The sequence below is a fragment of the Vibrio sp. AND4 genome (genome assembly GCF_000171815.1).
Taxonomy (GTDB): Bacteria; Pseudomonadota; Gammaproteobacteria; order Enterobacterales; family Vibrionaceae; genus Vibrio.
In genome coordinates this window covers 302,892-326,873 of record NZ_ABGR01000001.1, presented here as the reverse complement: position 1 = coordinate 326,873, position 23,982 = coordinate 302,892, and the positions used below count along the sequence as shown (strand labels likewise).

The 23,982-nt window shown below is 44.9% G+C and carries 20 protein-coding genes and 1 tRNA gene; 12 read left to right on the top strand and 9 right to left on the bottom strand.

From position 1 onward, the window contains the following. The first annotated feature begins 9 nt into the window (after nucleotides 1-9). Genes AND4_RS01395 through AND4_RS01385 form a run of 3 tightly spaced genes read left to right on the top strand, consistent with a single transcriptional unit; the run spans nucleotide 10 to nucleotide 3,378 of the window. Nucleotides 10-1,614 carry a carboxyl transferase domain-containing protein gene (locus AND4_RS01395; protein WP_009841086.1) on the top strand — a complete coding sequence of 535 codons (1,605 nt, stop codon included), beginning with the start codon at nucleotides 10-12 and terminating at the stop codon, nucleotides 1,612-1,614. Nucleotides 1,615-1,630: 16 nt separating this feature from the next. After that, the gene (locus tag AND4_RS01390) at nucleotides 1,631-2,476 is read left to right on the top strand and encodes an enoyl-CoA hydratase-related protein (protein ID WP_009841085.1); all 846 of its coding nucleotides are present in this window, start codon (nucleotides 1,631-1,633) and stop codon (nucleotides 2,474-2,476) included. Continuing rightward, complete coding sequence (locus tag AND4_RS01385) at nucleotides 2,473-3,378, top strand: hydroxymethylglutaryl-CoA lyase (RefSeq protein WP_009841084.1); 906 nt, start codon at nucleotides 2,473-2,475, stop codon at nucleotides 3,376-3,378. Before AND4_RS01390 ends, AND4_RS01385 begins: the two co-directional genes overlap by 4 nt. A 59-nt stretch (nucleotides 3,379-3,437) precedes the next feature. On the opposite strand, the gene AND4_RS01380 is transcribed toward AND4_RS01385, so the two are convergent. Continuing rightward, nucleotides 3,438-3,659, bottom strand: coding sequence for a hypothetical protein (locus AND4_RS01380; protein ID WP_241210224.1), 222 nt, complete (start codon nucleotides 3,657-3,659; stop codon nucleotides 3,438-3,440). A gap of 697 nt (nucleotides 3,660-4,356) precedes the next feature. Here AND4_RS01380 and AND4_RS01375 point away from each other — a divergent pair. From AND4_RS01375 to AND4_RS01360, 4 genes are read left to right on the top strand one after another with little or no spacing between them, the layout of a single operon-like run. Further along, the gene (locus tag AND4_RS01375) at nucleotides 4,357-4,746 is read left to right on the top strand and encodes a cytochrome c (RefSeq protein ID WP_009841081.1); all 390 of its coding nucleotides are present in this window, start codon (nucleotides 4,357-4,359) and stop codon (nucleotides 4,744-4,746) included. Between the two features lie 15 nt (nucleotides 4,747-4,761). Then, entirely contained in the window at nucleotides 4,762-6,171 is a 1,410-nt protein-coding gene (gene ccoN, locus AND4_RS01370) for a cytochrome-c oxidase, cbb3-type subunit I (RefSeq protein ID WP_009841080.1), read from the top strand. Between the two features lies 1 nt (nucleotide 6,172). Continuing rightward, nucleotides 6,173-6,784, top strand: a complete 612-nt coding sequence (locus AND4_RS01365; protein WP_009841079.1) for a cbb3-type cytochrome c oxidase subunit II — start codon at nucleotides 6,173-6,175, stop codon at nucleotides 6,782-6,784. Then, the gene (locus tag AND4_RS01360) at nucleotides 6,781-8,937 is read left to right on the top strand and encodes a cytochrome c (protein ID WP_009841078.1); all 2,157 of its coding nucleotides are present in this window, start codon (nucleotides 6,781-6,783) and stop codon (nucleotides 8,935-8,937) included. The genes AND4_RS01365 and AND4_RS01360 overlap by 4 nt, the downstream gene beginning before the upstream one ends. A 140-nt stretch (nucleotides 8,938-9,077) precedes the next feature. Here the strand turns inward: AND4_RS01360 and AND4_RS01355 are convergent, their stop codons facing one another. After that, on the bottom strand, nucleotides 9,078-10,271 hold the full coding sequence (locus AND4_RS01355) for an acetate/propionate family kinase (protein ID WP_009841077.1): 1,194 nt from the start codon (nucleotides 10,269-10,271) through the stop codon (nucleotides 9,078-9,080). Between the two features lie 334 nt (nucleotides 10,272-10,605). Next, nucleotides 10,606-12,465 carry a DEAD/DEAH box helicase gene (locus AND4_RS01350; RefSeq protein ID WP_009841076.1) on the bottom strand — a complete coding sequence of 620 codons (1,860 nt, stop codon included), beginning with the start codon at nucleotides 12,463-12,465 and terminating at the stop codon, nucleotides 10,606-10,608. A gap of 377 nt (nucleotides 12,466-12,842) precedes the next feature. Between AND4_RS01350 and rnb the strand changes: the two genes are divergently transcribed. Continuing rightward, nucleotides 12,843-14,846 carry an exoribonuclease II gene (rnb, locus tag AND4_RS01345; protein WP_009841075.1) on the top strand — a complete coding sequence of 668 codons (2,004 nt, stop codon included), beginning with the start codon at nucleotides 12,843-12,845 and terminating at the stop codon, nucleotides 14,844-14,846. Nucleotides 14,847-14,918: 72 nt separating this feature from the next. After that, the gene (locus tag AND4_RS01340; protein WP_009841074.1) at nucleotides 14,919-15,713 is read left to right on the top strand and encodes an AraC family transcriptional regulator; all 795 of its coding nucleotides are present in this window, start codon (nucleotides 14,919-14,921) and stop codon (nucleotides 15,711-15,713) included. 89 nt (nucleotides 15,714-15,802) lie between these two features. Here the strand turns inward: AND4_RS01340 and AND4_RS01335 are convergent, their stop codons facing one another. Further along, nucleotides 15,803-16,159 (bottom strand): DUF3024 domain-containing protein, encoded by a 357-nt coding sequence (locus AND4_RS01335; protein ID WP_009841073.1) that lies wholly within the window; start codon nucleotides 16,157-16,159, stop codon nucleotides 15,803-15,805. A gap of 299 nt (nucleotides 16,160-16,458) precedes the next feature. On the opposite strand from AND4_RS01335, the gene AND4_RS01330 reads away from it, so the two are divergent. Beyond that, nucleotides 16,459-17,298, top strand: coding sequence for a phosphate ABC transporter substrate-binding protein (locus AND4_RS01330; RefSeq protein WP_009841072.1), 840 nt, complete (start codon nucleotides 16,459-16,461; stop codon nucleotides 17,296-17,298). A gap of 57 nt (nucleotides 17,299-17,355) precedes the next feature. Here AND4_RS01330 and AND4_RS01325 read toward each other — a convergent pair whose 3' ends face one another. Beyond that, entirely contained in the window at nucleotides 17,356-18,036 is a 681-nt protein-coding gene (locus AND4_RS01325; protein WP_009841071.1) for a MaoC family dehydratase, read from the bottom strand. A 326-nt stretch (nucleotides 18,037-18,362) separates the two neighbouring features. Here AND4_RS01325 and AND4_RS01320 point away from each other — a divergent pair. Continuing rightward, a tRNA-Ser gene (locus AND4_RS01320) sits at nucleotides 18,363-18,453 on the top strand. A 168-nt stretch (nucleotides 18,454-18,621) separates the two neighbouring features. Here AND4_RS01320 and AND4_RS01315 read toward each other — a convergent pair. Further along, entirely contained in the window at nucleotides 18,622-20,097 is a 1,476-nt protein-coding gene (locus tag AND4_RS01315; RefSeq protein WP_009841069.1) for an EAL domain-containing protein, read from the bottom strand. Between the two features lie 392 nt (nucleotides 20,098-20,489). Next, complete coding sequence (locus tag AND4_RS01310; RefSeq protein ID WP_009841068.1) at nucleotides 20,490-21,782, bottom strand: DEAD/DEAH box helicase; 1,293 nt, start codon at nucleotides 21,780-21,782, stop codon at nucleotides 20,490-20,492. Between the two features lie 286 nt (nucleotides 21,783-22,068). Here AND4_RS01310 and AND4_RS01305 point away from each other — a divergent pair, with 286 nt between their 5' ends. Then, on the top strand, nucleotides 22,069-22,311 hold the full coding sequence (locus AND4_RS01305) for a hypothetical protein (protein ID WP_009841067.1): 243 nt from the start codon (nucleotides 22,069-22,071) through the stop codon (nucleotides 22,309-22,311). Between the two features lie 266 nt (nucleotides 22,312-22,577). On the opposite strand, the gene AND4_RS01300 is transcribed toward AND4_RS01305, so the two are convergent. Together AND4_RS01300 and AND4_RS01295 are read right to left on the bottom strand one after the other, a co-directional pair. Then, nucleotides 22,578-23,558 (bottom strand): GTP-binding protein, encoded by a 981-nt coding sequence (locus AND4_RS01300; protein ID WP_009841066.1) that lies wholly within the window; start codon nucleotides 23,556-23,558, stop codon nucleotides 22,578-22,580. 63 nt (nucleotides 23,559-23,621) lie between these two features. Next, the gene (locus tag AND4_RS01295; protein WP_009841065.1) at nucleotides 23,622-23,900 is read right to left on the bottom strand and encodes a hypothetical protein; all 279 of its coding nucleotides are present in this window, start codon (nucleotides 23,898-23,900) and stop codon (nucleotides 23,622-23,624) included. Nucleotides 23,901-23,982 lie beyond the last annotated feature (82 nt).

The following is a 23,982-nucleotide window of genomic DNA, read 5'->3' as shown; positions in this document are numbered from 1 at the left end:
GAAGTCACTATGGCAATTATCAAAAGTAAAGCCAAGCCAACCGGCGAGCTGTTCTTGTCAAACAAAACAGCCATGACTGAGTTGGTACAAAACCTGACTGCCAATATCCAAGCAATCAAACAAGGTGGCGGACAAAAAGCCATTGACCGCCAAAGACAAAAAGGAAAGCTGCCTGTTCGCGAACGCGTCCAACACCTGTTAGACGAAGGCAGCGAGTTTCTCGAAGTGGGGCTCTTTGCCGCTTGGAACGTCTACGAAGAATCAATCCCGTGCGCAGGTGTTGTCGCTGGTATTGGCACCATTGAAGGCATCCAATGCATGGTGATCGCCAATGACCCATCTGTAAAAGGTGGCACCTATTACCCACTTACCGTGAAAAAACATCTGCGTGCGCAAGAGATCGCTCAACGTTGTCAATTGCCTTGTGTCTATTTGGTGGACTCTGGTGGCGCAAACCTTCCTCACCAAGCCGATGTTTTTCCGGATAAAGAACACTTCGGACGGATCTTTTTCAACCAAGCCAGAATGTCGGCACAAGGCATACCCCAAGTTGCCGTTGTCATGGGCCTGTGTACCGCAGGCGGGGCCTATGTACCTGCCATGGCAGACGTTTCGATCATGGTCAAAGAACAAGGCACCATATTTTTAGCCGGACCACCACTGGTCAAAGCCGCAACTGGTGAAATTGTAACTGATGAAGAGTTAGGCGGGGCCGATGTGCATTGCCGCAAGTCTGGCGTTGCTGATTATTACGCGCAAAACGACCAGCATGCATTGCAACTCGCGCGTGAAGCCATCTCAAATACAAATCAGCCCACACCTATTCAAAGCGACAACCCCATCTTACCACCACGTTACGACGCCGAGGAAATGTACGGTATAGTCAACGCTAATCTGCGCCTCTCTTTTGATGTACGAGAGATCATTGCTCGTATCGTCGATGACTCAGACTTCGATGAGTTCAAAGCGCTTTACGGAAAAACGCTCGTATGTGGCTTTGCGCGAATCCAAGGCAGCCTGATCGGCATCGTGGCCAACAATGGCATCTTGTTTTCAGAATCTTCGCAAAAAGGCGCGCACTTTATTGAGCTGTGCGCCAAACGCAAGCTTCCCCTGCTCTTTTTGCAAAACATTACCGGCTTTATGGTCGGTAAAAAGTTTGAAGCGGAAGGCATCGCAAAACACGGGGCGAAGCTGGTAATGGCAGTCGCGTGCGCAGATGTCCCCAAGTTTACCGTGATTATTGGCGGCTCTTACGGTGCAGGCAACTACGGTATGTGCGGTCGTTCTTATGATCCCACCATGATGTGGATGTGGCCCAACGCTCGCATCTCAGTCATGGGCGGAGAGCAAGCCGCTGGGGTACTGACCCAAGTACGCCGAGAAGTGAAAAAACGTCGTAGTGAAGACTGGCCTGAAAAAGAAGAAAGTGCGTTTCGCGATTCTATCATAGACTTGTATGAGTCTCAGGGGCATCCCTATTACGCCAGCGCACGGTTGTGGGACGACGGTATTATTGACCCTAAAGAGACGCGCCATGTGTTAACTCTAGCTTTAAAAGCAGCGCGCACTGCGCCAATTCCTGACAGTAACTTTGGCATATTCAGAATGTAAAATTAAAGGACGCCGTATGAAGGGTCATCAACCGAGTATCACCCCCAACAACAAACGACAAGATGAAGTGCTTTGGAACGTCGATGAATCCGGCGTCGCAACGCTCACACTCAACCGCACAGAAAAACACAACGCGTTTGACGACTGTATGATTGATTTGCTGATCCACAGACTGGACTACCTTGCATTGCGTACTGACGTTCGATGTCTTGTGCTAAGGGGGAAAGGCAAACACTTTTCTTCTGGCGCGGATTTAAGCTGGATGCAATCCATGGTCAACAGCACCAGAAAACAAAATCTTGAAGACGCGCAAAACCTAGCGCGCTTAATGCTTACCTTGGATGCTTTCCCTCAACCAACTATTGCCGTTGTCCAAGGTTCTGCTTTCGGTGGCGCATTGGGCTTAGTCTGCTGTTGTGATATTGCCATCGCTGCGCACGATGCGAACTTTTGCTTGAGTGAGGTAAAACTTGGACTTGTTCCCGCAACTATCTCACCCTTTGTGATAAGAGCAATGGGCAACCGCCAAGCGCGTCGTTATATGCTCAGTGCAGAAGTAATTAACGCTGATCAAGCTGAGAAGTTTGGCATTGTGCATGAGGTGCACAAGCTGAATAACATTGAAACCGTCGTAGAAAACTTGATTGATTCGCTGTTACTTAATAGCCCAGACGCAATGCGAAAAACCAAAGCTCTGTGCCATCAATGCCACCAAAATCCAATTGATGGCCAACTTATCCAATACACTAGCCAACTGATCGCTGACATTCGCGTGTCACCGCAAGGGCAAGATGGCTTACATGCCTTTCTTGAAAAAAGAGAACCAGACTGGCTCATTAAGCCAGCTAAGGCCAAGCGATGAATTTGCCAAGCAAAGTCAATATCGTCGAGGTGGGCGCAAGGGACGGACTACAAAACGAATCAATGGTGTCCACGCAAGCGAAAATTCGCCTTATTGACCTGCTCTCTGAGACGGGGCTGAGTCATATCGAGGTTGGCTCTTTCGTCTCGCCAAAATGGGTGCCTCAGATGGCAGACTCTTTTGAAGTAATGAAGAACATCACCCGCCGCCCACAGATCGTTTATTCCGCTTTAACGCCCAACACACAAGGTTTCGAGAAAGCGTTAGAAGCTGGAGCCAACCAAGTCGCAATCTTCACCTCTGCATCGGAAGGGTTTTGCCAACGAAATATCAATTGCTCGATCGCGCAAAGCCTCACTCGCTTCGAACCTGTAATGGAGTTAGCCAAAAAACATCATATTATCGTACGTGGGTATCTGTCTTGCGTTGTAGATTGCCCGTACGAAGGGTCAACCAGACCAGAGCAAGTAGCGACCATCGCTTATCTGCTCAAGGAATTAGGATGCTATGAGGTTTCACTCGGTGACACCATAGGCACAGCAACACCTATTCGTGTCGCTAGAATGTTAGAAGCGGTGCAAACCAAAGTCCCGATAGACCAGCTCGCCGCACATTTTCACGATACATGGGGACAAGCGTTGGCAAATATATATCAAGCTTTAACCATGGGCATACTCACCATCGATAGCAGCGTAGCCGGTCTCGGAGGCTGTCCTTATGCTCACGGCGCATCGGGTAACGTAGCGACGGAAGACGTACTCTACCTGTGTAAAGGGTTAGGGATAGAAACTGGCGTCGACTTGACGATGCTTGCAAAAGCCGGATGGATGATTAGCCGAGAGTTAAACCGCCAGCCGAGCTCAAAAGTCTCGCTGGCGCTATCAGAACTCGTGGAAAAATAGGCAGATGATCTCGATTCAATGCTTGAAAAGCGTAACAAAACCAACTTCTGTCCAAATAATTAATAGTGTCCGCCGACTTCAATGATTTTAATTCGGTATGGTGATGGGTAGATAAATGTCACTCGGTCCTTTTGAGTTAAACGTATTGAGTAAACTGGATAAGTTTCAAACTTCACCCCTCTCAACTGCTCATAATGGGAGTCCCCAACGGCTATTGCTGCCTCTTTTGGCGAGTAAAGCCCGCTAACAATCATTCTGCGCCATTCATGATACTTTTTCATGCCGCACGAACCCACTTTAACGTGCCTACCTCTTTTAAAACGTGCTCTCTGGTTACTGTCATCAAACTCATACACCATTACAAAAACCCTTAAATTCAATTATTTACCAATCAAAGACTGAACAGTTTCAACTAATGCCAACGGCACTCAGACAAAACCACTCTAACGAAATAATGAATTTATTAATAATGATAAAATGTAAGGTAAATCCTACAAAGTAAAACAGTATTCACTTCATTTTCAATAGCAATATGGGCATTTATTAAACGAAACAATTTTATCAATAGTTAAATTGAAGGTTTAAGTACATATGTAATGTTTTGATTCTGTGATCGAACTTCCACAAACATCTTAATGTTCGTTTTTTCAAGTTCTCATAATCTTTCAACGCACTTGCTGAGTGCCATACACCGTTTTCAATTTCTCCTGTTCTTTTTAAAAACATCACATAAATAACCAAATCACATAGACCTTGCTGTTTTACAAACACGAAGAGCTAACCACCTATTTTCACTTTAGTTTTATTGTCATCGATTTTGTCCAATCCAAAGCATCGGCACGTATTAATATTAAATTCATAATTAAAGCGGCTCTTACATAGCGAATTAGCCATTACCTGCTTATTATTTAATGTATAAATACAAAAAATTAACACCTCAGGTAATAGAAAACGCATTTAATTTACTAGGAAACAGTGATGAGATTAAATAAAACCCATTGCATAATCGCGGCTTTCAAAATGGCTCTGGTTGCCGCTTTAGGCTTCTCTTCCTTCACTCTCGCGACGGAAAAAAACGTCGATAAACAGTTTGAGGTCGGCAAAGAGAAAGCAAAAGTATGTATGACATGCCATGGCGCTGACGGCATCTCAACCATTGACGCCTACCCAAATCTTCGCGGTCAAAACAAGACATATTTGATCTCGTCTTTGAAGGACTACAAAACTCGGGAGCGAACCAGTGGCCTTGCTGTGCTAATGCAACAGCAAGCTGACGCACTTACAGACCAAGATATCGAGGATATCTCTCATTACTACTCACTGCTCGGAAGTGAGACTTCACCAGCAGTTAACGAGCCCCAGCCTTAAACGAGGACTTTCCCTATGGAACAAGCAACTACTCAATACAACACCCAAGTTGTTAAGTATTTCGTGTTGGCATCGTTGGTTTGGGCTGTTGCAGGGATGATCATCGGCGTCATTCTCGCTGCGCAGTTGTACTGGCCTGCTCTCAACTTTGACTCGCAGTATTTTCAGTTTGGTCGCCTTAGACCGCTCCACACTTCTGGCGTGATATATGGCTTTGTCGTCAATATTCTAATGGGTACATCACTCTATATTGCTCAGCGTACTGGTCGATGTCGCCTTTTTAATCAGAGCCTATCCTGGATGGTGTTCTGGGGGTGGCAGTTGGTACTTCTGTTAGCACTGATAACCTTACCCGCAGGCTATACGACCTCAAAAGAATACGCCGAATTAGAGTGGCCTATCGACTTGCTGATTGTCTTAGTATGGGTGCTTTATGCGGTGCTTTTCTTTGGCACTATCGCCAAGCGCAAAGTGGATCATATCTTTGTAGCAAACTGGTTCTTTGCCGCCTTCATCATAGTGATCGCGATGATATTCGTCGTAAATAACTTGGCGATGCCAGTTTCGATGATGAAATCTTACTCAGTATTTGCTGGGGCTCAGGACGCGATAGTCCAATGGTGGTGGGGCCACAACGCAGTAGGTTTCTTGCTAACCGCTGGGGTGATCGGGATGAACTATTATTTTATTCCGAAAGCGGCTGACCGTCCGATATACTCTTATCGCTTATCTGTTATTCACTTTTGGGGCCTAGTCGGCTTTTACACTTGGGCCGGTACTCACCACCTCATTTACTCGTCGGTCCCTGTTTGGGTTCAGAATATAGGGATTATCATGTCACTTATTCTGTGGCTCCCGTCATGGGCTGGTGCTTTCAACAGTGCGATGACCCTTCTGCAAAACAAAACCAAGCTCAAGTCAGACTATATATGCCTGTTTTTCTTCTCTGCCATCCTTTATTACTGCTTAGCAACCTTTGAAGGGCCGTTGTTGGCGATCCGTTGGTTTAACATGATGGCCCATAATACCGAGTGGGTAATTGGTCACGTTCACTCCGGCGCATTAGGTTGGGTAGCCATGTCAGGCATAGCGGTTTTCTATTACTTTATTCCACGCCTGTGGAATAAAACAGAACTGTGGTCGAATCGACTCATCAAATGGCATTTCTGGCTTGCCCATGCAGGCGTCGCGATTTATGCCATCGCTCTTTGGGTTGCTGGCATTGGTGAGGGCTATATGTGGCTCACTCAAAACGAGAATGGTGAGCTGGTGTACAGTTTTGTTGAAGCAATGAACTTCAAAGCACCTTGGTTGTTCCTACGTTTCTTTGGTGGTGCACTGTTTGTACTCGGTTTATTCCTGATGGCTTTCAACCTCTACAAGACCGTGCGTTCACCGGCTGTACTCGTGGTGAAGGAGGCATAAAATGAGCAAAGACTTTACGCATTCGGTGGTTATCCTAATCATCACAACTTTCGTTGTTGCTGCCTTCTCCTTTGCGGTGTGGGTAGTGCCCAATATCCTGCGCACTGACGACATAGCCAAAGGTAGCTTAGCGAAGCCGTTAACCGCGCTTGAGCTTGCAGGTCGCGATATCTATATCAGTGAAGGTTGTCATGTGTGCCACACACAAATGGTTCGCCCACTAGAGCCAGAAATCAAACGCAACGGCCGCGCTAACAAGGAGTCTGATGACATTTACGAGTTTCCGAACTTATGGGGCTCTAAACGTACGGGCCCAGATCTGACCAATCTTGGTCGCAAATATTCAGACCAATGGCATGTGTTGCATTTAGTCAATCCACGCCAAGTTGTGCCGACATCTATCATGCCGTCGTACCCTTGGTTGTTTGAGCAGACATTATCTGGCAACGCTATTGGTAATAAAATGGAAACACTGCGCATGCTGGGCGTGCCCTACACTGACCAAGAAATATCTGATGCGCGTTTGCAAGTTCGTGGAAAAACTAAAGCTGAGGCTCTGATTCGTTATCTTCAAAGTCTTGGCCAAGACACAGCGCAGGAGGTGGCACAATGAGCACATTCTGGAACTGGTGGGCGATTGCCACCACCATTATCTTCTTCACATTGATGGTCGCAGTTGTCGTCAAATACTGGCGTAACAACCACAAAGCAGACCAAGACCATACTATTGCCACCTTCGACGGCATTGATGAAAAAGATGCACCACCACCCAAACTGCTGTTTGTAAGTTACGCTGTCGCGTTTTTGTTATCAGCGGGTTATTTAGTTTTATATCCGGGCTTAGGTGAGTGGAAAGGGTTAACGAATTACGACCAAAGTGATGACAAACTTAGCTCACCAACCACCACCCTAGATGAACAATTTAGTCGAGTCACAGACACTTCACTTAGTGCACTGGCGCAAAATATGGATATCGTGCGTTCTGGCCATATTCTTTTCAAAACCCATTGCGCAGCGTGCCATCAAGACAACGCTCAAGGCCAAAAACATTTTCCGAACCTAATTGATAACGAATGGATGTACGGTGGTGATGACGACGCCATCATTCATTCTATCGCAAAGGGCCGGAACGGTGCCATGCCGGGATGGGTTGAAGTCATGCGGAAAGACGAAGTTGACAAGGTGGCATACTACCTCGCCTCTCTCAATCAACGTCACAGTGACGTACCAGAAGTGAAGGTGGAGCTCGGAAAGACCTTGTTTGCTGAACATTGCTCCTCTTGCCATGGCGACGGTTCTATCGCAAATAAACAAACAGGTGTACCCGACTTATCAGACAATGTCTGGCTCCATGGCGGTAGTATTGAGGAGATCCAGCACACCATCAATTACGGATTAAACAACTTGATGCCAGCGTTTGAAAATCAACTCTCTGAACATGAGATCCTCGCACTTGGTGCCTACATTCGTAAAGCGGGCGAAAAGGAAAAGCTGAAACTTGCAGAGCTTGATGCTGAGGCCGTCAAACGTGGTGAGTATCTGGCTCATGCCGGAGACTGTGTGGCTTGTCATAGTGCGGAAGGTGGTGAACCCTTTGCGGGGGGGCTGCCGTTTGTCACCCCATTTGGCACCATATATTCTACTAACATCACCCCCCATGCCAGCGCAGGCATTGGCGAGTACAACTATTTTGATTTTCGCGATGCACTCGTGAAAGGCAAAGGCAAACACGGTTACCTGTACCCAGCAATGCCCTACACCTCCTATCAGTACCTAACGGAAGAAGATATAGAGGATTTGTGGGAGTTCATGCAATCTATCCCTTCGGTTGCTCGTCGTAACGACGAAAACCACATGATGTTCCCATCAAACATCCGCCTTGGTTTACTCGGTTGGAACATTGTCTTTATGGACACGGATCCAATCGACTACAGTTTACCAGACGAGCTTAAAGGTCAAGTCGATGATGTTGAGAAATGGCAAAAAGGCAAATACTGGGTAGCTGGCCTAGGGCACTGCTCTGAGTGTCACACGCCGCGTAACATTGCCCAAGCCCTGATACCGGAGCGAATCTTCCAAGGGAATCTGATCGACGGCTGGAATGCACCGGATATCACATCGACAGAGTTGTATGTTGACGGTTGGGACGAAAAAACACTCACGGACTTCTTGCACACCGGTCACTCAGATAAAGGAACTGCATTTGCTGGTATGGCTGATGTGGTCAAGAACAGTTTGAGCTTGATGACACGAGAAGACGTCGAATCTATGTCTTACTACCTACTCAATGGTGATGTGAACAACTTTATCGCTGTCGACGCTGTACCACTTGAGCCAAAAGGGTTCGATGATGCTGCCTACCAAGATCCGATATATACCGTCTACAAACAAACCTGTGGTGCTTGTCACGGCAACGATGGTAAAGGACGAGACCCAATTGCACCAACCTTATTGGACAACGGTATCATCATGCACAGCGATCCATTCAACACGATTGCGGTTACTGTCCGTGGCTTACAACCGACTTATATCGATCCAGAGCGTAATTTCATGCCGATGGCAAGCTTCGAGGACATCCTCTCTGATGCTCGTCTGGCAGAGCTGATTACCTTTGTACGTAAACACCTCGGAGACCAGCAAGAAGTTGTCACCGCTGCTGATGTGCAGGAGGTACGTGAAACATTAGAAGCCGCTGGATACGCAGGGGGGCTTCACACCACACCTGATATGTACGACAGACGAGACAATAACATTAATATCCGCTAGCTGTTTTTGAAGCTCAACGCGGTCAAGTGGAGTGGTGATTAATACAAGGTAGCAAAGTGACCTGATAACACTTTTCGCTGACAAAAAAGCCCTTTCCAACCGGAAAGGGCTTTATTTTTATTCCCAAAATGTCTGCCGTTTTACAGCAGTTCTACCGACTGTTGAGCGATAACCCACTCTTCATTGGTAGGAATCACTAGCGCTTTCGCACTGAGTAACTCAGATGTAGCAATAACACCTGCGTTACCAAATCGTGCCGCTTCATTGCCTTTCACATCTTCAACGAAACCCAGCAGTTTTAGGTTGCCAAGGATTTCACGACGAATTGGCATAGAGTTTTCACCGATACCGCCTGTGAATATGATGCCGTCGAATGAATCAAGAGCCGCAAGGTAAGACGCAATGTATTTAGACACGCGGTATGTGAAGACTTGGAATGCTAAAGCTGCGCCCTCATGGCCCTCTTCCATCGCTTCCAAAATACCGCGCGCATCACTTGTTAGGCCAGACACACCTAAAAAACCAGAAGCTTTGTTCAATGAGTTAAACACTTTTTCTTGAGACCAACCTTTCTTTAGAAGGTACTCAATGATGCCTGGGTCAAGGTCGCCACAACGTGTACCCATCATTAAACCAGACAGTGGCGTGAAGCCCATAGACGTATCGACAGATTCGCCGTTGTTGATTGCACAAACAGAAGCACCATTACCAAGGTGAACAGAGATGAAGCTCGATTTTTCAACTGGCTTGTTAATCATCTTCGCCGCTTCACGACTGACAAAATAGTGGCTAGTACCGTGAAAGCCGTAACGACGGATTCCAAAGTCTACGTAGAGTTCCTTCGCGATAGCACCTGTGAACGCGCGTTGAGGCATGGTTTGGTGGAATGCAGTGTCAAACACAGCAAACTGAGGAAGGCTTGGAAACGCTTCAATAGCCGCGCGTATACCGATAGCACCTGCAGGATTGTGAAGTGGCGCAAGATCCGCAAGCTTTTCGATTTCAGCAGTGACTTCTTCTGTAATTCGAACGGTTTGAGTAAACTTCTCACCACCGTGAACGATACGATGGCCAACAGCGACAATTTCTTGAGCCAGACCTAAGTCTTCGGTCAAACCAACCAGCTTACCAATCGCAATCTTATGATGGTTATCATCACCTTCGATTGCGATATCCTTTTTCTCACCGTTGAATTTCCAGCTCATACGAGCGTCTGATAGACCAAAGCATTCACCCAGACCACTTAGGACAGCATCGCCTGATTGGGAGTCGATGACTGCAAATTTTAGTGATGAGCTACCTGAGTTAATCACCAGTACGAACGAATTAGACATGAAATAGTTTCCTGTTGTGGAGCTGAGATTTTGTAGTTACGCTTGCGCGCTGAGTACTTTTTATTTGTGTCTTCTATTATTCAATAACTTTTGAATCTTTCAACTATTTTTAAGTATTAGTTATCTAATTGGACATTTTTTGTTGATCTACCACAAGTTTAGATTTTATTTGAAGACTAAAAAAAACATCTGCTCAAAAACAAACGTGTCTGGGTAGATAGTACTGTTGTTTTAGTTAACCGAGTGAACCATCACAAAGAAGCCTCCCCATATTCGACATGCATAAAAAAACCGAGCACTGGCTCGGTTTTTAAATCATCTAGTGGTTAAGCAATTATGCTTCTTGTGTGCGACGACCACGGCCGTGACCACGTTCACCACGGTATGCACCGCGGTTATCACCACCACGATTGCGGTCGAAACGACGTTCGCCACCCTCACGGTTGCCACGGTTACCACCCTCACGGTTACCACGGTAACCGCCGCCATCACGACGGCCACCTTCACGGCGACCACGAGACTCGCGGAAGTCATCGAAATCACATACGACAGCACCAACGTCTTTTTGACGAATACGTAGCTTGCTTAGCTTGTTTGCAGCATCTGAAGTCATCGCTTTAGGCAGCTGAACAAATGTGTGACCTTGCGCCAGTTTGATTGCACCGATAGACCCTTTGCCTAGGCCTAATTCGTTTGCAAGAGCACCAACGATGTCTTTAACTTGAACGCCTTGCTCACGACCAACTTGAAGCTGGTAAGTATCCCAATCTTGGTTGTTGTAGCTGCGACCGCCTTCACGACCACCTTCGCGGCCACCTTCACGACGATCTTTACGACGTTGCTTGTCACGCTCAATCGCTTCAACCATTGGGTCTTCACCAACATAAAATAGAGGGCGCTTGCCTTGCTGACGCTTAAGAAGCATTGCAGCTAGTGTCGCTGGTTCGATTTCTAGAGACGTTTGTAGCTTCTCTACAAGATCAACGAACTTGTCCAGTGCTTTATGTTCTTTCTCTGCTTCCAATTCGGCTGCAAGCTTGTTTAGACGAGCCTCGGCAACTTGGTCACGTAGAGGAAGTTGAATTTCTTCCATCGATGACTTAGTTACGCGCTCGATAGTACGAAGCATACGAATTTGGTTAGTACGAACTAGGAGGATAGCCTTACCTTTACGTCCAGCACGGCCAGTACGACCAATACGGTGGATGTAAGACTCAACATCAAATGGGATGTCGTAGTTAAATACGTGGTTGATACGAGGTACATCAAGACCACGAGCAACAACATCAGTCGCAACTAGAATGTCAATAACACCTTTTTTGATGTGATCAACTGTACGCTCACGTAGAGACTGAGGAATATCACCATGCAGTGCAGCAGCTTTAAAGCCACGAGCAGAAAGCCAATCTGCTAGACGTTCCGTATCTTGACGAGTACGTACGAATACAATTGATGCATCAGTTTCTTCGGTTTCAAGAAGACGAGACATAGCTTCATCTTTCTCTACGCCCTTCACTACCCAAAACTGTTGTTGAACTTTATCTACAGTGTGGTTTTTACCAGCAACGTCAACCGTTACAGGGCTACGTAGGAAGCGTTCACAAATGCTTTTTAGCATCGGAGGCATAGTTGCAGAGAACAGAACGCGTTGAGCTGAATCAGGAGAGTGCTCCATGATTGCAGTTACATCGTCCACGAAACCCATGTTTAGCATTTCGTCCGCTTCATCAAGTACGAAAGTTTTCACTTCGTCCAAGTGCAGGCGTTCACGGTTGATAAGATCTTGAACACGGCCAGGAGTACCAACAATAACGTGTGCACCGTTTTTCAGCGCACGCATTTGGTCTACGATAGAAGCACCACCGTAGATTTCTAGAACTTTAAGACCCTTGATGTTTTTACCAAGGTTTTTCATTTCAGCAGCAACCTGAATCGCTAGCTCACGTGTTGGAGCAAGTACGATAGCTTGAGGTTTGCGTTGATCAAGGTCTAACTTGTTTAGTAGAGGCAGAGAGAACGCTGCCGTTTTACCTGTACCTGTTTGAGCTTTACCTAGCGCGTCAGCACCTTCCAATAGGTGTGGAATTGCCGCAGCCTGAATTGGAGTTGGTGACACGAAACCCATTCCGTCTAGAGCAGAAAGGATAGAATCATTCAGAGATAAATCTCTGAATTGAATAACAGAATCTTGCATTGGGATCCTACTTAATTAAACAAAAAAACAGTCCCATATACTCTTCCAATTCGATACTGATCCATCCAGTTACTAATCCGTTCAGCAGGAGCTAGTACAGTACACAACCGCGATAAGCCATTAGGGACAACTAAGAGAGGCGGATTATTCCTTAAAAGCATAAAAAAAGCCAGAAAAAATTGAATTACATCACAATTTATTCTCAATAATGGCATTTTTTGCATAATATTCCACCTAACCCCCGATTCTCCGAAGAGAAAAGCACCAATAAGCTGTTTAATTCACCAATAATTCACAGCGAATTTCTGTGCTTTAGGTAGTAATAATAGCTCGCAATGATTATAGTGTGGACAATTCCATTGGTAAGTTAAGAAAAGATGTTTCAAGATAACCCGCTGCTAGCTCAGCTCAAGCAAAAAATCCAAGAAAACCTGCCTAAAAAAGAAGGCTCAATCAAAGCAACCGATAAAGGTTTCGGCTTCCTGGAAGTAGACAGTAAAACCAGCTTCTTCATTCCACCAGCGTACATGAAAAAATGCATGCACGGTGACCGAGTGGTTGCCATCATACGCACTGAAAACGAACGTGAAGTTGCCGAACCGCAAGAGCTGATTGAGCAAGCTGTGACTCGCTTTATTGGCCGAGTAAAAATGTTTAAAGGCAAGCTAAATGTCGTTCCTGATCACCCACAGCTTAAGAAGCTTTCTCTTAAAGCGAAACTGAAAAAAGGTCTAAAACCGGATGAGTTCGCAGAAGGTGACTGGGTTGTTGCTCATCTTATTCGCCACCCACTGAGCAGCGACAATGCTTTCTTAGTCGAGATTTCCGAGAAGATTACAGATTCAAACGACAAGATTGCACCATGGTGGGTAACGCTTGCGCAAAACGACCTACCAAACTCTGAGCCGGCAGGCATCGAGAACTGGGAGCTAAAAGATGATAGTGATCTAGAGCGAGCAGATATGACTCACGTTCCTTTTGTGACTATCGATGGTGAATCAACCAAAGACATGGATGATGCTCTTTACGCAAAGAAAACCGAATCTGGCGATTTTGAATTGACGATTGCAATCGCAGATCCAACGGCGTACATCACACCTGAAGACGATATGGACAAAGTCGCGCGTGAACGTGGCTACACTATCTATTTGCCGGGTCGTAACATCCCAATGCTGCCTCGAGACCTAGCAGATAACCTGTGCTCTCTAATCGAAGGTGAAGTCCGCCCTGCTATCTGTTGTAAAGTAACCGTAGATAAAGATGGTGTGATCGGTGATGACATCAATTTCTTCGCAGCAAACATCAAATCACATGCTCGCCTGGCATACAATCACGTTTCTGATTGGCTAGAAAATGGCAACTCAGAAGCATGGCAACCGTCAGAAGAAATCGCAACCATCGTTCGTGACCTATACGACTTCTCTCTTGCCCGTGCTGATTGGCGTGAAAAGAACGCGGTAGTGTTCCCAGATCGTCCTGACTACCGCTTTGAACTCAGTGAAGACAACGACGTTGTGGCAATTCACGCTGATATGCGTCGTAGCGCGAACCGTCTAGTTGAAGAATCCATGATCACGGCAAACATCTGTGCAGGCCGCACGTTACGCGATAAATTCGCAACTGGCGTATTCAATACACATGCAGGTTTCAAAGCAGAGAAAATCGAAGAAGTGGTTGAGCTAGTGAACCCAGAAAGCACGTTAGCGTTCACAGCCGAATCCATCGCAACACTAGATGGTTTTGCAGAACTTCGTCGCTGGTTAGGTACCCTAGACGCTTCATACCTAGATAACCGCATACGTAAATTCCAAACGTACAGTGAAGTGGGTAATCAACCCCTCCCTCACTACGCAATGGGCCTTGATATCTACGCGACTTGGACTTCACCGATTCGTAAATACGGTGACATGATCAACCACCGCATGCTAAAAGCCGTGATTTTGAACAAAGAACCCGTTCAAAAACCAGACAATGAAGTTGGCGAAGAACTCGCTCTGCACCGTAAACACCATAAAATAGCAGAACGAAACGTCTCTGACTGGCTATACGCTCGCACGCTTGCGGAAGAGCCAAGCAAGCAGACACGTTTCACAGGTGAAATTTTCGATATTAATCGTGCAGGCGCACGTGTCCGACTTCTCGAAAATGGCGCCGCTGCCTTTATTCCTGGTAGCTTGATCTTGAATAATAAAGAAAGAATTGAGTGTAATGGTGACAATGGTACTATTTCTGTCGATAAAGAAGTGGTATTCAAATTAGGTGACACATTGGAAATCGTTCTAGCGGACGTTAACCAAGAAAACCGTAGCATCGTTGCAAAGCCAACTCAGGTATTTGCTGATAAATCAGTGGCAAAAACAGAAGAAACGGTGAGCAAGTAATACCGATTGAATTTTAAAGGCGCTCATAAGAGCGCCTTTTTTATAAGTCATTCAAGAAAGACAAGAACAAATATGCCGAACATTGAGATCATGCGCTTTAATCACTTCGCTGCGCGCAAAAGTGAACGCTACACCGCCACTCACAATGGTTTATATATTGTTGAGGAAGGCTCACTTATCATTAGCCAACCATGTGGTGAGAAAATTGAATTAAATGCTGGAGACTTTATCCTTTACAACTCCACAGATCTGAGCAATGCCGAAGCCAAGCCCGGTCCATTTAGGGCGTTAGCTCTTGTGTTTGATACTGGCTTATTCGGCGAGTTTAAATCTGCACATTCAGGCATACCTGCAGAAACAAAAGAACGCCGCTTCTACCCTTTCTCTTCAAAAAGCCTTTCTCCTATCACCAAACTATTAGACGTGTTAATTGGATTAGCGGATTGCCATGCACCTCAATACGCTCAGGGTCATATTGCGCTTTCGCTACTCTCACTCATGAGCGAAGTTCAGCCGGACGTTCTATCTATTATTGATGACGCAAGCAGCCTTAATGCGTCACAGAAAGCGATTAAATACATAGAAAAGAATATCGAGAAAGACATCACGCTAGAGGTTTTAGCAACGCACATGAGCATGTCTATCGCGACCTTGAAACGTCGACTGGCAGCAGAAAACCTATCATTCTCGCAGATTTTGAAGGTCAAACGCATCAACCACGCAGCAACGCAACTGCGCTTATCGCGGAAATCCATTACTCAGATTGCGTTCGAATCAGGCTTTAAGAGTGCCGCACACTTCAGTACAGCATTTAAATCAATTTACAACGTGACACCAAAAGCGTTTCGAACCCAAGTTTCAAAGTGATAGTTTGTGACACTAAAAGCTCGTACTAAACGAAAGAAACTTATCACCCATTCATTGATATACAAAAAATGAGCGGAACAGGGAGCCTGTTAATCCCAGAAGCACGCTTGTGGATCGCTTTCTAGTTCAGCGAGTAGGATCTCAAGAGTTTCACTGTGAGGTAGCTTTTCATAAGGCACCCAAACCAGCTCTTCCTTATGATATATCGGCACGTAAAAGCGCCAAAGTTGGGTTCTTGTATCAAATAGAATCTTTGCAATGGGGTTGGTATATTCGCTGTGTTGAGAATCCAGTAAAAAGTGCGCGTGATAAAGCTCAACACCATTCTCTATTGGCTCATATAAGCACTTCCCTAACGCTTCTACTGGCAAATTGACATTTCGTCTAGCGCAAAGTGAATGAATCAACTTATGCAAGCGGCTGGTCGCCATTTGAGATACTGACATGAACCTACTCCTGATATGTTGTTCTTAGTATATACCCAAGTGCCAGAGAGAGAGGTAGAAATCACCTAACAGATACGCTCTCTAAAGCTCAGAATAGCACCCAACTTGATGCGTTGAAGCGAGCAGCATCACCCCTTCATTCCCCAACAAGTAAAAACCACTCGTCCCACTGTATTGATAGTCACTTGCTGAAAACGAGATCAATCGAACATTCAATATTCGTCTCAATCCACGTTCACAAAAGTGTAACCTAGAGGAAATATGATGAGCGCTGCTTTAAACCGTATTTGGAGTTCAATATGTTACGTCTCTCTGTGGCGGCCTCTGTGGCGGCCATACTCGCCATAGCCTGCTCTCTTCCTTCTGCTATGGCAAAAGAAGTAAATATTTCTGGTTCTACCTCTGTTGCCCGGGTGATGGATGTGCTGGCTGAAGAATATAATAAAACCCACCCTTCCGACTATATTGCTGTTCAAGGTATTGGCTCAAGCGCTGGCATCACAATGGTCAATAAAGGGGTCGTAGAGATTGGAATGAGCTCGCGATACTTAACAGAAAGTGAGAAAGGCGAAGACCTCAACGTATTTCCTATTGCTTACGATGGCCTAGCTGTTGTTGTTAACCTTAAGAACCCAGTTGCAAACCTCTCGGAACAACAACTCTATGATATCTATAAAGGTAAAATCAACAACTGGAAACAAGTCGGCGGCGCAGATAAGCCCATCGCAGTGGTAACACGTGAGGCTTCTTCAGGCTCGCGTTACAGCTTTGAAAGCTTACTAGGCCTGACTAAGATCATCAACGACCGTTTGGTATCGGATATCAACCCAAACAACTTAGTCGTCAACAGCAACAGCATGGTAAAAACCATAGTTAACCACAACCCACATGCTATCGGCTTTATCTCTGTCGGCTCAGTAGATCGCTCAATAAAAGCGATCCAGTTTGAAGGTACCGATCCCACCGCGAGTAATATCGCCAACCACAAGTACAGGCTGGCGCGTCCGTTTTTGGTTTTTTACAAAGTAGATGGATTGGGCAAAGCGGGTAAAGAGTTCGTCACATTCCTGAAATCAGCGCAAGGCCAAGAAGCCATTGCGGATTACGGCTACACACCAGTGAAAAGCTTTAATCAATAAAACGCAGACATAAAAGAAGAGAGCCGAATTTGCTCTCTTTTTTTGAAGTCTTTCAAATTAGAAATGCAACTGAATCACGGAAACCACGACAGCACCAGGGCGACGTACACCTTCGATTTCAACTTTGATTTCACGTTCGATCTCAAGGCCTTTCTTTATCGGCGTAATCTTAGTTAGCTTACTTGACGCGCGAACATTGTTGCCAGCTTTTACTGGGTATGGGAAACGTACTTGGTTCAAACCTAGATTTACGACCATTTTTGCAGTTGGAAACATTGGTTTTTCTGGATCAACGGAATCAGTCAGCTTAGGCAATAACGATAGTGTTAGGAAACCATGTGCAATCGTGGTTTTGAACGGCGATTCAGAAGCCGCACGCTCAGGATCTGTGTGGATCCATTGCATATCTTCAGTTACAGAACCGAATTGGTTAATACGCTCCTGCGATACATGAACCCAATCACCAACGTGGATGACTTCACCCACTTTGTCGCTTAGCTCATCGAATAGAACTTGCGCTTCGGGCTTAAGCACGATTGGCTCAGGCTGCGGGATTACCTCTTCGTTAACCGCTGGTTTCTTGTGATCACGCACATTAGAGAACAAGAAACTGCTTTGTGCTCGACCTAAGAAGTCACTCCAGTAATCGCGAAGCGTTGGAGACATCCAATTCATAAACTCTGATTGGTTAGCAGAAATCGAACCAACTTTGTCTTTAAATAGATTTGTGACTTTCATAAAAACCCTTAGATAAATTCAGCACAACTGGCTATACCAGTGAATTTTGAATTACTTCACAATACGTTGCAAACACTTTCGGGCGAACACCTGTTTACTCAAAGCCACTTATTCCATTTAAATCAACCAGATAACAATAAAACACTATTTTATTAAGCAAGCTCCGCATAAAGTAAAAACTCTATAAAACACAATTACACCAGACTTTTATTGTTTCACAATATCAATTTCATCTATAAGCATGTACATAAAACAACCAATCACTTCTTTTGCATCAAAACAATGCTTTACAACATTCTTGCCCATCCCTATCATACGCTCGTAAAGGAGAGATGGCTGAGTGGTCGAAAGCACCGGTCTTGAAAACCGGCAACCGTTAATAGCGGTTCTAGGGTTCAAATCCCTATCTCTCCGCCACATTTAAAAAGCCCGTTGAGAAATCAACGGGCTTTTTAGTATTTGAATGGTTTAAAGAGATTACCAAAATCCCCCCTTAAGCGAGGCCATGCAATCGGCCACATGCGGTAGCTCGTGAGAAATAGCTCTTGAGAACATCAAAAGATTCTCCGGATAACGCATATGCCTTTAAGAAGCTTGTGTGCGGGCGATCACTTCTTTATAAGGGAGTGGCTTGGCGTACAGGTAGCCTTGATGAATACGTACCCCTAGCGCCTGTAAGTGGTTTGCCTGCTCTTTTGTCTCTACGCCCTCTGCGATCAGACCAACGCCCAAGTCATTACCCAAACTGACAATTGCGTTTAGTACTGATGAGTTAACACTCTCGATCCCAATAGTGTCAACAAAGCACTTGTCGATCTTTAGGTAGTCAACTTTCATGTGTTGCAATACGGCTAAGGCGGTTTGCCCTGTACCAAAATCATCGATAAGCACCTGAATACCGTGTAATCGCAGATCTGCGATGTGCTGAATGGCGTTACTATCAATCAGCTGCCTCTCCGTAATTTCGATCCCTAACTCGACGTTAAACTGCTTCAATGTATGGTGAATCGTCTCTATTTTTTTCATGACATGAGACTCTGACAAACAACCGGCCGGAAGGTTGACGCCTAGATGTATTTTGTCTTCAAATTTAAGATTCGAGAAATCTTCACAAGCTCTATCTAATACCACTTCGGTCAGGCTTTCTACTAACCCCTTATCTTCGGCCATGGGTACAAATTCGTTCGGCGAGATCAAGCCCCTTAGCTTATGAGGCCATCGAACCAAAGCTTCATAGCCAAATATTTTTCCTGTATAAACATCAACTTGAGGTTGATAATAGAGATATAACTCACGCTTCTTGATGGCCTTTTTCAACTCGTATAACAAATGGCGCTGCGGATCGATAAGGCGACGTAAGAGGAAAATGAGGAAGTAGAAAACCAGTAAAACGGGAATAGAGGAGAATAGGTATGAAAAACGTTTTTGTTCAACGTAAAAGTCACTCGCTTCAATTAAGGATTGATAGTCGAACCTCTCAGAATGATTAAGTGCGATCTGGTTCTCACCACCTTTTGTCGAGTTAATAGGTGCAGAGGCATCGCCAACAAAAAGCGCTGTACGTTTTAGTCTGGGGTCATTACGGTAACCTATCGTTGTACCAAAATAGTTTCGGTCGATGATGGCGACCGCTTGGTATTCAGGTTGCGATTTGCTCGTGGTGCTCATGAACAAAACTTGATCAAGATAGCCATTCACGTGACCAAGTGACAGCTTATCCGAACGGTACATTTGGATGTAATCGTCCTTGGGACGGGATATCGCACCGAGCTTCGACGAACAAACAATTTGCTCACCTTTGATAATTAACATCTCATCAATATTACGTTCGAACATTAAGTTTTGTTGTAATGCTTCACAACGCTCAGGACGCAGCAGTGCAGTTCGACTTTCTGCATCAATCTGATGAAAAATTTCATCTGCGACTTGATTGATACCAATAAGGATTTGTTCAAGATTCCGTTGAATGCTCTGATTTGCCAAATAGAGCGACTCCGCCGCAACGAATAGTAATGGCAGAAAAAATATAATGGCTTTTTTCAAAAGCTCTTTATTTATCATTTATATATTGTCTCTTCTGATTAAAATCAAGTAGCGATAGAGCCACTATCAATCACTTGAGAGCTCATTTATAAAAACGGACACGCCAAGCTCATATCTTGAAGTCACTTGAGTACAGTATGGTTAACAAAACACCAAGTTGAAAAATAACAATGAATTATTATTAACTCTATTACTTCATATCCTGAGTGTATCAACTTTCTCTGCTTTCAGGGCTGTATTGAAAAAAAATTGACAAGAACTTATCTCGCATTCTGCTTGTTACCCCTGCCCCTCCATTTCATGTTCGTTATTCGAAGTTAACGCCTACCCCCTCATTTTGACCACATAAAAAAAGCGCCTCTTGATAGAAAAGCGCTTTTCGCAAATTGTATTGATTTAATAAATCGTTATCAGTTTGAAGAACGGCGTGCTTTTAAGCGTTTTACCATCGCTAGACGACGCTCTGCGGAACCCTGATCTGTTGCCGATTGGTTCGGGTTATTGCGTCGACCCTGACGGTTCTTAAACGCTGGCTTTGAATTTAACTTCTCGATGTAAGATTCACGCTGCTTTGGCTCGTAACCCGCAAGCTCGATACGGCGAATACGTTGTTGGATCAGATTTTCAACCTGTACAACGGTCAGTTCTTCTTCACGGTTAACAAACGATACCGCGTGTCCTTGTTTGCCCGCACGACCAGTACGGCCGATACGGTGAACATAGTCCTCTGCTAGAAACGGCATGTCATAATTCACCACGTGAGGCAGATCCTCAATATCTAGACCACGGGCAGCAACGTCGGTCGCGACCATCACGCGGGCCTTACCCGTTTTGAACTCTTCTAACGCGCGACGGCGAGCGCTTTGAGCACGATCACCGTGGCACACAACCGCTTTAATACCATCTAATTTAAGCTCTTTCACCACATCGTTTGCGGTTTCTTTGTAGTTCACGAACACCAAGACTTGCCTCCAGTTCTTGCGACCAATTAGCTCAGAAAGAAGCTCTGTCTTGCGTTCTTGATCCACTGGGTAAAGTACATGCGCAATAGTTTGTGCTGTCGTATTTGCGCGCTCTACCTCAATACGCTTTGGCTTGTGAAGGATATCTTTCGCCAGTAAATTTAACTGGCTAGATGTTGTTGCTGAGAACATCATAATTTGTGGATTTGTGTCCACGTCCAACATGATCTTACGAACCGCATGAATAAAGCCCATATCAAGAATACGATCTGCTTCATCGAAAACCAGAAAATCGATGTTTGCTACCGAAACATTACCTTGCTCGATGTGTTCTTCAAGACGACCAGGAGTCGCAACAAGGATATCGACACCACTCTCTAGTGCAGAGATCTGAGAAGACATTTTACGACCACCAAAGATCGCCGCAACCGAGAGATCTGTGTACTTAGTGTATGCTTTGATATTGTCTGCGATTTGCTCTGCGAGTTCACGTGTCGGGGCCATGACCAATGCACGTGCCGTTTTGCGAGATACGCTGCGACTGGACTCCAACAACTGTTGAATCATAGGTAAAGAGAATGCGGCAGTTTTACCCGTTCCCGTTTGCGCAGTTGCAAAGATATCAAAGCCTTTACGGGCCATTGGAATCGCCTTCTGTTGAATTGGCGTTAACTTCTCATAACCGCATTCTGCCAGAGCTTTAACCACTTCTGGCGCAAAACCTTGAGATGAAAATGACATTGAGCGTATTCCTTAAAAATCACTAAGTAGCTATAAAATTTAGCGGTGAACTATACCCGAATTCAAGTGACTTATCTCACTTTTTTCAGTATCTAATCCACTAAAAATGTCACATTGTTTCAAATTCCACACTAAGGTTATTTCTTATCAATTCATAAATTGGCATTGTATTACGTATTGTTTCGTAAAGCTTATCGCTTGATATATATCAAACTAATCATTCAGTTATAAATATAAACTTCACACATTCCATCAAAAAAAACAATCTAACATAGAGAATAGAATCATGAAAAAGTGTTTGCTGGCTCTCACACTCGTCTCTTTAAACTCTTTTGGCGCAAACGTTTCCGTCAGTTGGACAGGTGTCGTACCTCCCATCGCCCCAGTACCAAGTAATATTACTGTCGAACAAGAAACCGTCCACTATGAGCTTCATGGAAAACAGGTTAAGTTATCAGTTACTGATTTATTAGACGGTCCGATTATTATCACTGGTTCAGATATTCCGACATTAGCCTTAAACCTATAATTGTTTTTCTGAGGAGTGGAAGCTCTGTTCTTTTTCGTCACTTTAATTCTTACCCAGAACCTTCCTCCTATGAAATTTAAAGGTCACATGACGGTACGGACGTCAAGCTTTGAGGACGGAACTGTCTATGATTCCAGCACGACTATCATGATACGCTCAGAATTAAATTCATTGGCTGTATTGTAAAGACATAAAGCAGAATAGGCGCATTCAAAAAAGCCCAAGCACTTGCTTAGGCTTTGTTCTATGCCGATCGGCGTTGACTCTTAAATGCGGCAAAGTTTGAGTAAGATCGCCTCTAGCTGATCCCAAGGCATCAATTGTGAGTCGATGACTTCAAGACGCGATTCAAAACCCTCTAAGCTCATTTCGTTGACTGATACTACGCCATTGGCAACGTTAAACGCGTAACAGCCTTGATCGGTGTTCATCACTGCTTTTACCCTTTCAGCCGTCAGCTCAGACAGCATCGAAAACAATGCGTCAAAGTTGAAGGAGTATTCCGCACCAAACAACCAACCGCAGCTGTAATATCCCTGCCCTTTGTTCTCTTTACGAATGAAGGCTTCACCAGGGGGTAATTGAAATTGCGGCTCTTGATGGGCGTGATCATGGTGATGAGCTTCAATATGAGAAGATGCACTGCCGTATACACGTTCGATATCTAACACTTCTATCGGCAAATCACCATTGTGAATCAATTTACTGAACACTTTAGAAGGCGTTTGATCAGTCACCCAGTCGTTAAATACATCAATGTCGTGGCTTGTACACTGGTCAACTTTACTACCAATGACCACGTCTGCACTATCAAGCTGGTCGACAAAGTTAGCGTTAGAGAGAAACTTTTCGTTACTTAGATTACGCGGGTCCACCAACGCAATCGTCGCTTTAAGATCCACATACGGCAAGTATTGCTCAGAAGTGAGTGTCGCTATCACTTGCTTTGGATGGCCCAAGCCCGTCGGCTCGATCAGAAGACGATCCGGTTTTTGACGCAGCAAAGCGGTAATACCGACAGACATAGGTACACCCGCCGTGCAGCACATACAGCCACCCGGTACTTCTTTGATCATCGCACCTTGATCGGTCATCATCGCACCATCGATACCTATTTCACCAAACTCATTGACTAATACCGCCCAATTTTCATTTTCTGGTTTGTCTTTTAATAATTTCAGAATAGTTGTGGTTTTACCGACGCCCAAAAATCCCGTCAGTATATTAGTAGGTACTCGATGTGACATGTGTTTCTCCGACAAGCTTATGCTTTAGTGCTTTCTCAAAGTATACGGAGAACGTGACATGCTTCAACGATTTTTGTCTTGAGAGCCTTCGCCTTTGCGTTGTGATTCCGCTTCTGTTGGTTGCATTGGTTCTTGATAAGCTTGTTGAAAATAACCCAATACATCTCCATTGGTGACTCCAGAAAGGTGCATGCTAGTATGAATCACACAAATAAAGAATGCGACAATTGCTACAAGGATAGGAAACAGTCCGAGGGTATTTTCAAATTTTAATCCGATAATAGACAAAGCGAAAACAAACGCAGAAGAGAGTGCAATGAGCTTACTTCTATTGCTTTTCATAATAGTTCACCTTATTTGAACGAGAGACCAAATGAATCCGGGTTACTTCTCTACTTCAAAGCGCAATGCTACTCTTTTCAAA

Excerpts from the sequence above, each read along its gene's own strand:
- AND4_RS01395 (WP_009841086.1), top strand. The coding sequence starts at position 10 with ATGGCAATTATCAAAAGTAAAGCCAAGCCAACCGGCGAGCTGTTCTTG.
- AND4_RS01390 (WP_009841085.1), top strand. The coding sequence starts at position 1,631 with ATGAAGGGTCATCAACCGAGTATCACCCCCAACAACAAACGACAAGAT.
- AND4_RS01385 (WP_009841084.1), top strand. The coding sequence starts at position 2,473 with ATGAATTTGCCAAGCAAAGTCAATATCGTCGAGGTGGGCGCAAGGGAC.
- AND4_RS01380 (WP_241210224.1), bottom strand. The coding sequence starts at position 3,659 with ATGAAAAAGTATCATGAATGGCGCAGAATGATTGTTAGCGGGCTTTAC.
- AND4_RS01375 (WP_009841081.1), top strand. The coding sequence starts at position 4,357 with ATGAGATTAAATAAAACCCATTGCATAATCGCGGCTTTCAAAATGGCT.
- ccoN (WP_009841080.1), top strand. The coding sequence starts at position 4,762 with ATGGAACAAGCAACTACTCAATACAACACCCAAGTTGTTAAGTATTTC.
- AND4_RS01365 (WP_009841079.1), top strand. The coding sequence starts at position 6,173 with ATGAGCAAAGACTTTACGCATTCGGTGGTTATCCTAATCATCACAACT.
- AND4_RS01360 (WP_009841078.1), top strand. The coding sequence starts at position 6,781 with ATGAGCACATTCTGGAACTGGTGGGCGATTGCCACCACCATTATCTTC.
- AND4_RS01355 (WP_009841077.1), bottom strand. The coding sequence starts at position 10,271 with ATGTCTAATTCGTTCGTACTGGTGATTAACTCAGGTAGCTCATCACTA.
- AND4_RS01350 (WP_009841076.1), bottom strand. The coding sequence starts at position 12,465 with ATGCAAGATTCTGTTATTCAATTCAGAGATTTATCTCTGAATGATTCT.
- rnb (WP_009841075.1), top strand. The coding sequence starts at position 12,843 with ATGTTTCAAGATAACCCGCTGCTAGCTCAGCTCAAGCAAAAAATCCAA.
- AND4_RS01340 (WP_009841074.1), top strand. The coding sequence starts at position 14,919 with ATGCCGAACATTGAGATCATGCGCTTTAATCACTTCGCTGCGCGCAAA.
- AND4_RS01335 (WP_009841073.1), bottom strand. The coding sequence starts at position 16,159 with ATGTCAGTATCTCAAATGGCGACCAGCCGCTTGCATAAGTTGATTCAT.
- AND4_RS01330 (WP_009841072.1), top strand. The coding sequence starts at position 16,459 with ATGTTACGTCTCTCTGTGGCGGCCTCTGTGGCGGCCATACTCGCCATA.
- AND4_RS01325 (WP_009841071.1), bottom strand. The coding sequence starts at position 18,036 with ATGAAAGTCACAAATCTATTTAAAGACAAAGTTGGTTCGATTTCTGCT.
- AND4_RS01315 (WP_009841069.1), bottom strand. The coding sequence starts at position 20,097 with ATGATAAATAAAGAGCTTTTGAAAAAAGCCATTATATTTTTTCTGCCA.
- AND4_RS01310 (WP_009841068.1), bottom strand. The coding sequence starts at position 21,782 with ATGTCATTTTCATCTCAAGGTTTTGCGCCAGAAGTGGTTAAAGCTCTG.
- AND4_RS01305 (WP_009841067.1), top strand. The coding sequence starts at position 22,069 with ATGAAAAAGTGTTTGCTGGCTCTCACACTCGTCTCTTTAAACTCTTTT.
- AND4_RS01300 (WP_009841066.1), bottom strand. The coding sequence starts at position 23,558 with ATGTCACATCGAGTACCTACTAATATACTGACGGGATTTTTGGGCGTC.
- AND4_RS01295 (WP_009841065.1), bottom strand. The coding sequence starts at position 23,900 with ATGAAAAGCAATAGAAGTAAGCTCATTGCACTCTCTTCTGCGTTTGTT.